Below are 10,679 nucleotides of genomic sequence, written 5' to 3' on the forward strand. Positions count from 1 at the left end.
CCGAGAATGCGACGGTGCAGAACGAGCGCCGGCGCTGCCCTCGCTAGTTCTGCACCATTGCGGCGCTCGAACGTTACGGCATGGATCCTCGGGTTTGCGCTGCGTCGCTACGCTCCCTGCTCCGCCCGTGGATGACGAACGCGGCGGCGACAAAGCCAAATTTGACCATGTGGACAAAACTCAGGCGCCGTTCCATAGTCTTGGCGTCTGACATTTATTGAACGGCCGGCTCGACACGGCCGTCGAACAGAGGGGAACTTCAATGGAAAACGATCATAACAAAACGAAGCGCGCCGGCCTGTCGCGGCGCAACGTGCTGGAACTCGGCAAGCTGGGGCTGGCGGCGGCCGCGCTGCCGAATGCCGCCTTCGCCAAGGACAAGAAGCTGAAGGTGGCGGCGATCTTCGCCACGCCGATCGAGGAGCCGTGGGACAACCAGATCCATGTCGCCTTGCAGAAGGCCGAGAAGGAACTGGGCATCGAGTACAAATGGTCGGAGAAGGTGCAGACCGCCGACTTCAGCCGCGTGATGCGCGAATATGCGCAGGGCGGCTACCAGCTGGTGCTGGGCGATGCTTTCGCGGCCGAGCGCGAATCGCGCCGCACGGCAAAACAGTTCCCGAAGACGGCGTGGCTGTTCGGTTCCGGCGCCGGGCCGGCGGAACCGAATTTCGGCGTCTTCGACAACTGGATCCATGAGCCCGCCTATCTCTCCGGCATGATCGCCGGCAAGATGTCGAAGTCGGGCACGGTGGGTGCGGTCGCAGCGATGGGCATTCCGGAAGTGAACCGGCTGGTCAACGCCTTCTTCGCCGGCGCCAAAGAGGTCAACCCGAACGTCAAGAAGAAGGTCGCCTTCATCGGCTCCTTCTTCGATCCGCCGAAGGCCAAGGAAGCGGCGGTGGCGCAGATCGATGCCGGCGTCGACGTCATCTATGCGGAGCGCTTCGGCGTCATCGAGGCGGCGGTGGAGAAGAAGATTCTTGCCATCTCCAACATGTCCGACCAGTCGAGCCTCGGCCCCGACACGGTCGTCACCGGCCCGGTCTGGGACATGTATCCGACGGTCGAGCAGGCGATCAAGCTGGTCAAGGCCGGCGTCTTCACCGCGCAGGACTATGGCGACTTTTCGCGCATGGCCAAGGGCGGCTCCTATCTCGCGCCTTACCACAAGTTCGACAAGACGCTGCCGGCCGAGGTCAAGGACCTGGTCGAGAAGAAGAAGGCCGAGATTCTGGAAGGCAATTTCCGCGTCGACGTCGACGAGAACACGCCGGTTTCGGATTGAGCGCGGCTACCCCTCCCCCTTGAGGGGAGGGGTAGCCCGCAGGGTCGGGAGGGGTCGCCCGCGACGCGCTCCATCTTCAAAATCAACGTCGAGGCGGTTGAGGCGACCCCTCCCGCCTCGCTTCGCTCGGCACCCTCCCCTCGAGGGGGAGGGGTATCAGCGCAGGAGCATCCCCTTGTCCGCCCCCCTCATCGAAATGCGCGGCATCACCAAGAGCTTCGGCGCCGTCAAGGCGAACGAGACCGTCGATCTCAGCGTGGCGCCCGGCGAGATCCTCGGCCTGCTCGGCGAGAACGGCGCCGGCAAGACGACGCTGATGAACGTGCTGTTCGGCGCCTATGCGCCGGACGCCGGCGAGATCCTGGTCGAAGGCAGGCCGGTCGCCATCCACAGTTCGGCCGATGCCTTGGCCGCCGGCATCGGCATGGTGCACCAGCATTTCCATCTGGCGCCGCGCCTGACGGTGCTGGAAAACCTTTTGATAGGCATTCCCGGCAAATCCGGTCGCATCGACCGCTCCGGCGGGCTGGCGCGGCTCAAGGAGATCGGCCGTCGGCACGGCTTGAGTCTCGCCCCCGACCTGCCGGTCTCGGCGCTGTCGGTCGGCGAGCAGCAGCGGCTCGAAATCATCAAGGCGTTGTTTCGCGGCGCGAAGCTTTTGATCCTCGACGAGCCGACGGCGGTGCTGGCGCCGAGCGAGGTCGACGGCCTGTTCGCCGCGCTGCGCTCGATGGTGGGCCAAGGGCTCGGCATCATCTTCATCTCGCACAAGCTGAACGAAGTCAGGGCGCTCACCCATCGCTGCGTGGTGCTCAGGCACGGCAAGGTCGCCGGCCGCGTCGATCATCCGGCCAGCACGACGTCGGCCGAGATGGCCAAGCTGATGTGCGGCCACGAAATCGCGCCGCCGGCGAAGGGGGCGTCGACGCCCGGCGCCTCCGTGTTGACGCTGGACGGCATCTCCACGGTCGGTCATGGCGGCACGCCGCTGCGCGAGGTGTCGCTCGTGGTCCGAGCGGGCGAGATACTCGGCATCGCCGGCGTTTCCGGCAACGGCCAGCGGGCGCTTGCCGATGTGATCTCCGGCATGCTGCCGCCAAAGACCGGTACGATGACGATAGCCGGCAAAGCGGTTGCGCAATTCTCGCCGCGCGAGCTGCAGGCGCTCGGGCTCGGCCGCATCCCGGAGGACCGGATGACGACCGGGCTGGTCACCAACCTGCCGCTCGCCGATTCCATGGTGCTGCCGCGCATCGGCACCGAGGCCTTCAGCCGCAAAGGCCTGCTCGATCCCGCCGCGATCCGCGCCTTCGCCGAAGAACAGATCAAGGCCTATGACATACGCTGCCCGGGGCCGATGGCGCGCGCCGGCGCGCTTTCCGGCGGCAACCTGCAGAAGGCGCTGCTGGCACGCGAGCTCGCCTTCGACCCAAAGGTGCTGATCGTCTCGCAGCCGACACGCGGTCTCGACATCGGCGCCGCCCGCTTCATTCACGAGAAGTTTCTGGCAATGCGCGCCAAGGGCTGCGGCATCATCGTCATAGGCGAGGATCTCGAAGAATTGCTGATGCTCTCGGACCGCATCGCGGTGATGTATGAGGGCTGCATCGCCGGCACGCTTTCTGGTGCTGACGCCACTGTCGCAAGGCTCGGCCTGATGATGACCGGCGCGGAGGGGCACGCCTGATGTTTCGTCTCGAAGCCCGCACCTCCACACCCGCCTGGTTCAATCTCGCGCTGCCGCTGCTGGCCATCGCGGTCGCGCTGGTTTTGTGCAGCGGCCTCATCGCCGTAGCAGGCGCCGGTGTTATCGAAGCCTACGGTGTGATGCTGTCGGCCTCGCTCGGCGACAGCTACGCCATCACCGAGACGCTGGTGCGGGCCGCGCCGATGATCTTCACCGGCCTCGCGGTGGCAATCGCCTTCCGCGCCAAGTTCTGGAACATCGGCGCCGAAGGCCAGCTGCTGGCCGGCGCGGTGGCAAGCTGCGCCGTCGGCGCGATCCCGATGCCGGGTTACCTCGCCATGCTTCTGATGGCGCTGGCGGGTGCGGCCGCCGGCGCCGTCGTGGCGCTCGTTCCGGCGACGCTGCGCGTAAAATTCAAGGTCGACGACGTGGTGAGCTCGCTGCTGCTCAACTCGGTGATCTATTATGCGCTGATGGCGCTGATCGAGGGACCGTGGAAGGACACGTTCAGCGGCTATCCGATCTCGCCGCCCATCGAGGATTCCGCCAATTTCCCGGTGCTGATCGAGGGCACGCGGCTGCATCTCGGCGTCGTCGTGGCGCTGATTGCAGCACCCCTTTGCTGGTTCCTGATCGCGCGCACCACGCTCGGCTTCCGGATCCGCGTCACCGGCGAGAACCCGGAAGCGGCACGCTATGGCGGCATCAACGTGCAGCGCGTGCTGCTTTCCACCGCGCTGCTCTCCGGCGCGCTGGCTGGGCTCGCCGGCGTCGGTGAGGTCGGCGGCGTGCACTTCCAGGTGATGAGCGACATCTCGCCGGGCTACGGCTACTCCGGCATCGTCGTCGCGATGCTCGCCCGCCTCAATCCGCTCGGCGTGGTGCCGGCGGCGATCTTCCTTGCCGCTGTCATGACTGGCGCCGAGGCGATGTCGCGCGCAACCGGCGTGCCGGCTTTTCTGAGCGACGTCATCCAAGGCACGGCGCTGCTCGCCATGCTGGTGGCGTTGCTCTTCACCGCCTATCGCATCCGCCGCGTGGGAGCGTCGGCATGAGCGCGGTGTTCGAGCAGATCTTCCAGGTCGGCTTCCTGGCCGCCATCATCCGCATCGCGACGCCGCTCGCCTTCGCCACACTCGGCGAAATGTTCTCCGAGCGCGCAGGCGTGCTCAACCTCGGCATCGAAGGCATCATGCTGTTGTCGGCCATGGCCGGCTTTACCGCCGCCAGCCTCAGCGGCAGCCTGTGGCTGGGCGTGCTGGTTGCCGTGCTTGTCGGCGCGCTGATGGGGGCGCTGCACGCGCTGTTCACGGTGGCGCTCGGCCTCAGCCAGCATGTCTGCGGCATCGGCGTGACGCTGTTCTCATCCGGCCTTGCCTATTTCCTCTACAGGCTGATCTTCGGCCAGCAGTCGGTGCCGCCGAGCATCGACGGCTTCAAGCCCGTGCCGATCCCGATCCTTTCGGACATCCCGATCCTCGGCCCGGCGGTGTTCAACCAGTTCACGCTGGTCTATCTGGCAATCGTCGCCATCCCGCTTGCCGCCTTCGTGCTCTACCGCACGCCCTGGGGTCTGTCGGTGCGCATGGTCGGCGAAAACCCGCGTGCCGCCGATTCGGCCGGCGTCAGCGTGATTGCCACCCGCTTCCAGGCGGTGATCCTTGGCGGCGCGCTGATGGGGCTTGCCGGCGCCTTCCTCACCATGGCGCAGTTCAACGCTTTCACCTTCGGCGTGGTGTCGGGCCGCGGCTGGGTGGCGATCGCGCTGGTCGTGTTCGGCCGCTGGGATCCGTGGCGCTCGGCAGGCGCGGCGCTGCTCTTCGCTTTCGTCGACGCGCTGCAGCTCAGGATGCAGGCGAGCGGACTCGGGCATATCCCCTATGAGGCGTTCCTGATGCTGCCCTTCATCTTCACCATCATCGCCATGGCCTTCATGTCGCGCAATGCGGTTGCGCCGTCGGCGCTGTTGAAGCCATTCCGGCGGGAAGAACGGTAGAGCAAGCAAAGCTTGGGTTCCTCTCCCCCGCTTCGCGGGGGCGAGGAACCTAGATTCTGCAAAGCTTCAGATCGCCGTGAAGGCGTTGTCGACGAAGAGATGCGCGCCATTGACGAAGCTCGATTCGTCGCTGGCCAGGAACAGCGCGGCCTTCGCCACTTCCTCAGGTTCGCCGATGCGGCCCTGCTGCGCGGCCATGGCGGCATCGGAAACATCGACGCCGAGCTTGCCGAGGTCCGCCACCTCGCGCAGGCCGTGCGGCGTACGGATGAAGCCGGGGCAGACGGCATTGCAGCGGATGTTGCGGTCGCGGAACTCCACCGCGATGGCGCGCGCGAACATGTGGCAGGCGCCTTTGGTGGTGTCGTAGAGCACTTCGTTCGGCGTCGCCGCCACCGCCGAGATGGACGAGGTGCAGACGATCGAGCCGCCGCCGGCGGCGATCATGCCAGGCAGCACCGCGCGCGTCATCAGGAACATCGAACGCACGTTGACCGCATGCAGCCAGTCCCATTCCTTGAGCGTCGTCTCCAGGAAGGGCTTTATCACGATCGTACCGGCGTGGTTGAACAGCACGGTGACCGGGCCGAATTTTTCGGCCGCTGCCTTCGCCGCCGCTTCGACCTGGGCTTCATCCGAGACGTCGGCCACGAAATGCTCGGCGACGTGGCCGCGGTCGCGGATCGCCGCAGCGGTCTTGCCGGCCGCCTCGCCGTTGCGGTCGATGATCGCCACCTTGGCGCCTTCGGCAGCAAACAGCTCGGAAGCCGCTCCGCCCATGCCCGTCGCGCCTCCCGAGATGATCGCGACCTTGCCCGCCAGCCTTCCACCCATTTTCTCCGTCCTGTTCCGAGGTCCTTTTTCGTTCGGGGCAGATGCTACCGCCGACGCTCGGCATGGCCAAGCCTTGTCGAACAAAGGGCTTTTTGGCGTCGGGAGGCTGCTTGGACCGGCGGATCGCAGCTCAGTCAAAGTCGGCGTCGCATGGGTTGACGATCGGACCCTCTCCTCTGGAAGGGCAAGAAAAACCACCTATTGGCCGGTTCTGAGAATGTGGTTTCAAAAATTACCCGAAAATAGCAATCGACAAAGTCTACTAACTTTATAGATTAATGGCCGAGACGGAGGCTCGACCATGACCTACATGCAAAATGCTCAGCGCAAGGGCCAGAGGCTGACCGCCGACCAGAGCTGGAGGCCCGCCTATGGCGGCACCTTCGCCTATCTCGTTTTCGCGCTGGCGTTCGTGTTCACCGGCGCGGTGGTGCTCGGGATCATACCCTGACCGCATCGGGACGAGGTCCCGCAAGACAAAAAAACCGAGTCGAGTGATTGGAGTTGAAACTGGCCGCGTGCCGGCGCGCTGTCGTGCGCCTGCGCATGAATTTCAATTCGAGGGTTTCGAAGCGGGGCGACCAACGTGATGGAGGCGATGGCAATGCCGATCGAGTTCACGCATGTTCCCGGTAAGCCTGCCAATGGCAGCTTCTTCTATGATTTCGCCGAGACCGCGACCAAGCTGTCGCTGATCGAGGATGCGGGCTTCCGCAAGCTGGTGGTCGACGACCCGGCCGGCCTGCTCACCAATATGGATATCGCCGCCCAGACGCTCGACCGCACGGCGTCGCTGGAAGTCGCGCTGACGCACTGGGCCGGCGTGATCGAGCCGACGGTGGCGGCAAGGCAGCTTGCGGCGCTCGACGCCAAGAGCGGCGGCCGCCTGTCGCTTCGGATGCTGAGCGAGCCGCTCGAGGACAGCGACGCCGAGGCGCGGCCCGTCGGCCACAGCGTGGTGTGGCAGCGCATCGACGAATATCTGGTGCTGTTGAAGCGCCTTTGGTCGAACGACAAGCCTTTCGATCACGAAGGCGCCTTCTACAGCGTCAGAGGCGGTTACGTGCCGCGCAAGGGCCCGCATGGCGCCGACCTGACGATCCGTCTCGGCGGGCAGTCCGGCACCGCGCTGAAGGTCGCCGGCAGGCACGCCGACATCTTCGAGCTGGCGGCAGGCTCGCCGGACGAAGTCGCGCAGTTGATGCAGCGTGTGCGCAGCGCCGCCGCCGAGCATGGTCGTGCCGGCAAGCTGCGCTTCGCGCTTCCCGCCCGCATTCGCCCCGAAGGCTGGTCGGGCGCCTCCGACCACAAGGCGGTCGAGGTCGCGGGGCCGCCGGCACGGCTTGCACTCTCGCTGCTGCCCTACGCAGCGCTCGGCATCGAGGAATACATGATCGGCGGCATCGACCGTTCCAGTGAGATTGCCCGGATCGGCCGCGAGACGGTCACGCTGATCGCGAATTCGCTGGCGCGGCGCGAAGCCGACACTCCGCCGCCAGAAACGTTTGCGTCGCGCTCTTTTACCGAGGCACAGCTCCGCTGAGATTTCAGATCGAGGTGAGACCGCCGGCGCGGCCGTCGGTCTCATCAAGGATCGACGGACGATGGTGGCTGCGGGGCATAGTCGACGCCGTCCATGACATAGTCCGCGAAGAGGAAATCGCGGATGCCGGCGATCCGGCCATTCTCCCAATCGATGAGGATGAAGTAGCGCGGCGGCCCGTCCGGACGATCCGGGCTGGTGACCAGGATGGCGGGCCGGCCTTCGACGAGGCCGGTGGTGAAGTGCCAGTGCGTCTCGTCGGAATAACGGCCAAAATAATTGCCGACATATTCCTTGCCTTCGGCGCGAAGCCGATTGACCAGTTCCAGCTTCACGTCGTAGGCAAGCAGGCCGCGCAAGGCGTCGAAATCCCGGGCGTTGAAGGCCGCGACATAGTCGCCGAGGCGCCGCATATCCTCTCGGTTGAGGGTCGGGCGCGACGATGCCGCCCGTGGCGCGGCGGCGAGCTTGCGCAGGCTCTCGCGACCTCGCTGCAGCGCGCCCTTGATTGCCGTTTCGGTGGTTTCGAGGATCTCGCCGATCTCCTCGAGGCTGTGGCCGAGCACATCCTTCAGAACGACAGTGCATCGCTGTGCCGGCGGCAATTGCATCAGCTCGGCAAGGCTCGCCTCGGCGGCGATACGCGCATCGATGGGGGAATCTTCGTCGGCGATCGCATCGATCTCGACCTCGCTTTCGCTCATCCGCGAACGGGTCCGCTTGCGCAGGAAATCAAGCGCTGAATTGTGCGCGATGCGAAACAGCCAGGACTCGGTCTTTTCGGGCATATCTCCATTCCTGATCGCCACGAAAGCTTTGGCCAAAGCCTCCTGGACGATGTCCTCGCCATCGATGACCGATCCCACCATCCGCGAGCAATAGCGGTGCAACCGGGCTCTCAAGCCGGCGGCTTCGCGCTCGAAAGCGCGAAGCCTGGCCTCGGTCGTCGCAACGGGATGGTCATGCGAACCGGTCACGCAGCCTCCTAGTTCTCCACGCCAGCCGTATGGGAATAGCTGGTGTGGCCCATCACGCTCTCGCCCGTTCCAAGCTCGAGAATCGTCTTCATGTAATCGGCGAAGCGGGGATCGCTCCGGAAGGCGGCGATGTCTTCGGCCGAGCGCCATTGCGAGATGTTGACCACCTTGCTGCCGTCGCCGCCGACGACCACGGACGAGGCCAGCGAGCCCGGCTGCTTGCTGAAGAAGTTCCGCGTCCCTTCGGCAAGCACCCTTGCGAGGTCCTGCTGCTTGCCGGACGTGGCGGTAAAGACATTGATCAAGGTCACTGCGGTCGACATGGCTTGGCTCCGTTTGTCCTGGCGGCGGAGGCCGTGGTGGCTTCCGCGATCGTCACAACCGCCAAGACGAACGCGATGCCGGGAACGGAACGGTGCATGCAAAAAAATTGTGGCCAACAGATCTTGCGGTGGCGTGATCTCGACTTCAACCCGTTCCCGCCGCGAGCCGCGATAGCGCAGCAATAACAGCCTCCGAGTCCGTCAGCGCGCCGAACACGCCATCCTCGACCGTCACCATGTGTAGCGCGGCCTCGTGCGCTTTTTGGTCGCCGCTGGCGCAGGCGTCCGCGATCGTCAGGCACTGGAAATTGCGGTCGCAGGCCTCGCGCAAGGTAGTGTGGACGCAGACATCGGTCGTGCAGCCGGTGAACAGGAGATGCGCGATGCCGCGCGCCCTCAGGATCAGTTCCAGATCCGTATAGGTGAAGGCGCCGTTGCAGGTCTTGTCGACGACGATGTCTTGCGGTTTGACCTCTATGTCGGAAACGATCTGGAAGCCCGGGCTGGAGCGCAGCAGGATGTCGGTGCCGTCAAGTCCGGCCCGTTTGCGGCGCCATTTCTCGTAAGGCGTCATGTCGGCCATGTCGGCGCGGTAGCCTTGCCTGGTGTGGACGATGGTCAGGCCGGCGGCGCGGGCGATCGCAATCAGCCGGTTCACGGCCGGCAGGATCGCCCTCAGCGGCGAGGGATCATAGCCTTTCCTGGCGAAGTACCCCGTCGGCGACAGGAAGTCCTCCTGCAGGTCGATCACGAGCAAGGCGGTGTTCTGCGGCACCAGCCGGCCGTCATAGGGGAAGTCGAACGGGGTCGCCTTGATCATCGCCTGCTGCCTCGATTTGCCGACCGGCATGGTGGCCCAGCGACGGCGTCGTCGTCCAGACCTCACGGTGTCGCCGGGCCGTCGATCGGGCGGCTCGGAGATTTGTTGATCAAGAAAGTCACCTTTAGAGTTGACTAGAAAGCTCATGTTTTCTAGTCAACCAGCGTTGGCCGCCTGGCGAGGCAGCGGCCGCTTGGGAGACGGATGTTGACCGGAGCAGGTGCCCAGACAGCCTTTCATGTCGAAGCGGTCAGCTTTGCCGTCGGCGAGCGCACGCTGCTCGGGCCAGTCTCGTTCGAACTGCAGCGCTCGCGGGTCTATGGGCTGATCGGTCACAACGGTTCCGGCAAGTCGACGCTGGTCAAGCTTCTGGCGCGGCAGCAGCCAGCGAGCTCGGGCGACATCCGCTTCGCCGAGCGCCCGCTCGGCGGCTGGGGCGCGCGCGAGCTGGCGCGGGCGCTAGCCTACCTGCCGCAGACTACGCCGGCAGCGACCGGCCTCACCGTGCGCGAGCTAGCGGCGCTCGGGCGCTATCCCTGGCATGGCGCGCTCGGCCGTTTCGGGCCGCAAGACAGAAGTCATGTCGAGGAGGCGCTGGCATTGACCGACATGAGCGCGTTCGCCGACCGGCTGGTTGACGAGCTTTCCGGCGGCGAGCGGCAGCGCGCCTGGCTTGCCATGCTGGTGGCGCAGAATGCCGGCGTGATGCTGCTCGACGAGCCGATCTCGGCGCTCGACATCGCGCATCAGGTCGAGGTGCTCGGTCTGGTCCGGGGCCTCAGCCGCAAGCGCGGTCTTTGCGTCGTCGTGGTGCTGCACGACCCCAACATGGCGGCGCGCTATTGCGACGAGCTGATCGCGCTGAAGCAGGGCCGGCTCTTAAGGCGCGGCACGCCCGCCGAGATCATGCAAGGCGAGGTTCTCAAGGACATTTTCGGCGTCGAGATGGGGGTGCTCAAGCATCCCGTCACCGGCCAGCCCATCGGTTACGTGCAATGAGGAAGCGAGGACGAGCCTTGTCCCGGAACAGTTCTTTTGCGGCGCTGGCCGTGTCCGTCATTCTTTCGGCGGGCCCCATTCCCTCGGCCGATATCGCGCTGGCGCAGGAGCAGCCGGCAACGCCGGCGCCGGCCACACAGGCGCCCGCTCGGCAGCCCATGACACCGCCGGCAGCCGTGCAGGCACCGGTCGTGCCGGGCCCCCAGGCTCCG

The 10,679-nt window shown here is 65.5% G+C and carries 12 protein-coding genes and 1 pseudogene; 8 read left to right on the plus strand and 5 right to left on the minus strand.

What is annotated here, in order from left to right; all coding sequences use genetic code 11:
- The first annotated feature begins 262 nt into the window (after positions 1–262).
- From AU465_RS29675 to AU465_RS29690, 4 genes are all read left to right on the plus strand, one after another.
- Positions 263–1,288 carry a BMP family protein gene (locus AU465_RS29675; RefSeq protein WP_192256009.1) on the plus strand — a complete coding sequence of 342 codons (1,026 nt, stop codon included), beginning with the start codon at positions 263–265 and terminating at the stop codon, positions 1,286–1,288.
- Between the two features lie 175 nt (positions 1,289–1,463).
- On the plus strand, positions 1,464–2,975 hold the full coding sequence (locus AU465_RS29680) for an ABC transporter ATP-binding protein (RefSeq protein ID WP_192256010.1): 1,512 nt from the start codon (positions 1,464–1,466) through the stop codon (positions 2,973–2,975).
- The gene (locus AU465_RS29685; protein ID WP_192256011.1) at positions 2,975–4,030 is read left to right on the plus strand and encodes an ABC transporter permease; all 1,056 of its coding nucleotides are present in this window, start codon (positions 2,975–2,977) and stop codon (positions 4,028–4,030) included. Before AU465_RS29680 ends, AU465_RS29685 begins: the two co-directional genes overlap by 1 nt.
- Positions 4,027–4,971, plus strand: a complete 945-nt coding sequence (locus tag AU465_RS29690) for an ABC transporter permease (RefSeq protein WP_192256013.1) — start codon at positions 4,027–4,029, stop codon at positions 4,969–4,971. Before AU465_RS29685 ends, AU465_RS29690 begins: the two co-directional genes overlap by 4 nt.
- 66 nt (positions 4,972–5,037) lie before the next feature.
- On the opposite strand, the gene AU465_RS29695 is transcribed toward AU465_RS29690, so the two are convergent.
- On the minus strand, positions 5,038–5,805 hold the full coding sequence (locus AU465_RS29695) for an SDR family NAD(P)-dependent oxidoreductase (protein WP_192256015.1): 768 nt from the start codon (positions 5,803–5,805) through the stop codon (positions 5,038–5,040).
- 301 nt (positions 5,806–6,106) lie between these two features.
- On the opposite strand from AU465_RS29695, the gene AU465_RS29700 reads away from it, so the two are divergent.
- Together AU465_RS29700 and AU465_RS29705 are read left to right on the plus strand one after the other, a co-directional pair.
- A complete protein-coding gene (locus AU465_RS29700; protein WP_082953811.1) occupies positions 6,107–6,256 on the plus strand; it encodes a hypothetical protein in 150 nt (49 codons plus the stop codon).
- Between the two features lie 153 nt (positions 6,257–6,409).
- Complete coding sequence (locus AU465_RS29705; RefSeq protein ID WP_192256016.1) at positions 6,410–7,348, plus strand: LLM class flavin-dependent oxidoreductase; 939 nt, start codon at positions 6,410–6,412, stop codon at positions 7,346–7,348.
- Positions 7,349–7,392: 44 nt separating this feature from the next.
- Here the strand turns inward: AU465_RS29705 and AU465_RS29710 are convergent, their stop codons facing one another.
- Genes AU465_RS29710 through AU465_RS29715 form a run of 3 tightly spaced genes read right to left on the minus strand, consistent with a single transcriptional unit; the run spans position 7,393 to position 9,468 of the window.
- Positions 7,393–8,325, minus strand: coding sequence for a sigma-70 family RNA polymerase sigma factor (locus AU465_RS29710; protein WP_312891332.1), 933 nt, complete (start codon positions 8,323–8,325; stop codon positions 7,393–7,395).
- An 8-nt stretch (positions 8,326–8,333) separates the two neighbouring features.
- Positions 8,334–8,831, minus strand: coding sequence for an antibiotic biosynthesis monooxygenase family protein (locus AU465_RS36825; RefSeq protein WP_246506537.1), 498 nt, complete (start codon positions 8,829–8,831; stop codon positions 8,334–8,336).
- Positions 8,794–9,468 carry a cysteine hydrolase family protein gene (locus tag AU465_RS29715; RefSeq protein ID WP_192256018.1) on the minus strand — a complete coding sequence of 225 codons (675 nt, stop codon included), beginning with the start codon at positions 9,466–9,468 and terminating at the stop codon, positions 8,794–8,796. The genes AU465_RS36825 and AU465_RS29715 overlap by 38 nt, the downstream gene beginning before the upstream one ends.
- Positions 9,469–9,672: 204 nt before the next feature.
- Between AU465_RS29715 and AU465_RS29720 the strand changes: the two genes are divergently transcribed.
- Positions 9,673–10,467, plus strand: coding sequence for an ATP-binding cassette domain-containing protein (locus tag AU465_RS29720; RefSeq protein ID WP_192256023.1), 795 nt, complete (start codon positions 9,673–9,675; stop codon positions 10,465–10,467).
- Here the strand turns inward: AU465_RS29720 and AU465_RS37880 are convergent.
- Positions 10,436–10,603 carry a hypothetical protein gene (locus AU465_RS37880; RefSeq protein ID WP_446685772.1) on the minus strand — a complete coding sequence of 56 codons (168 nt, stop codon included), beginning with the start codon at positions 10,601–10,603 and terminating at the stop codon, positions 10,436–10,438. The two genes, AU465_RS29720 and AU465_RS37880, sit on opposite strands and share 32 nt — an antisense overlap.
- On the opposite strand from AU465_RS37880, the pseudogene AU465_RS38060 reads away from it, so the two are divergent.
- Positions 10,545–10,679, plus strand: a pseudogene (locus AU465_RS38060) (GyrI-like domain-containing protein); the annotation flags it as partial. The gene AU465_RS37880 and the pseudogene AU465_RS38060 overlap by 59 nt on opposite strands.

The organism is Mesorhizobium silamurunense, assembly GCF_014843905.1.
GTDB classification, from domain to species: Bacteria; Pseudomonadota; Alphaproteobacteria; order Rhizobiales; family Rhizobiaceae; genus Mesorhizobium; species Mesorhizobium silamurunense.

Bases quoted from the DNA above. Each gene is read 5' to 3' on its own strand.
- AU465_RS29675 (WP_192256009.1), top strand. From the start codon at position 263: ATGGAAAACGATCATAACAAAACGAAGCGCGCCGGCCTGTCGCGGCGC.
- AU465_RS29685 (WP_192256011.1), top strand. From the start codon at position 2,975: ATGTTTCGTCTCGAAGCCCGCACCTCCACACCCGCCTGGTTCAATCTC.
- AU465_RS29690 (WP_192256013.1), top strand. From the start codon at position 4,027: ATGAGCGCGGTGTTCGAGCAGATCTTCCAGGTCGGCTTCCTGGCCGCC.
- AU465_RS29695 (WP_192256015.1), bottom strand. From the start codon at position 5,805: ATGGGTGGAAGGCTGGCGGGCAAGGTCGCGATCATCTCGGGAGGCGCG.
- AU465_RS29700 (WP_082953811.1), top strand. From the start codon at position 6,107: ATGACCTACATGCAAAATGCTCAGCGCAAGGGCCAGAGGCTGACCGCC.
- AU465_RS29705 (WP_192256016.1), top strand. From the start codon at position 6,410: ATGCCGATCGAGTTCACGCATGTTCCCGGTAAGCCTGCCAATGGCAGC.
- AU465_RS29715 (WP_192256018.1), bottom strand. From the start codon at position 9,468: ATGATCAAGGCGACCCCGTTCGACTTCCCCTATGACGGCCGGCTGGTG.
- AU465_RS29720 (WP_192256023.1), top strand. From the start codon at position 9,673: ATGTTGACCGGAGCAGGTGCCCAGACAGCCTTTCATGTCGAAGCGGTC.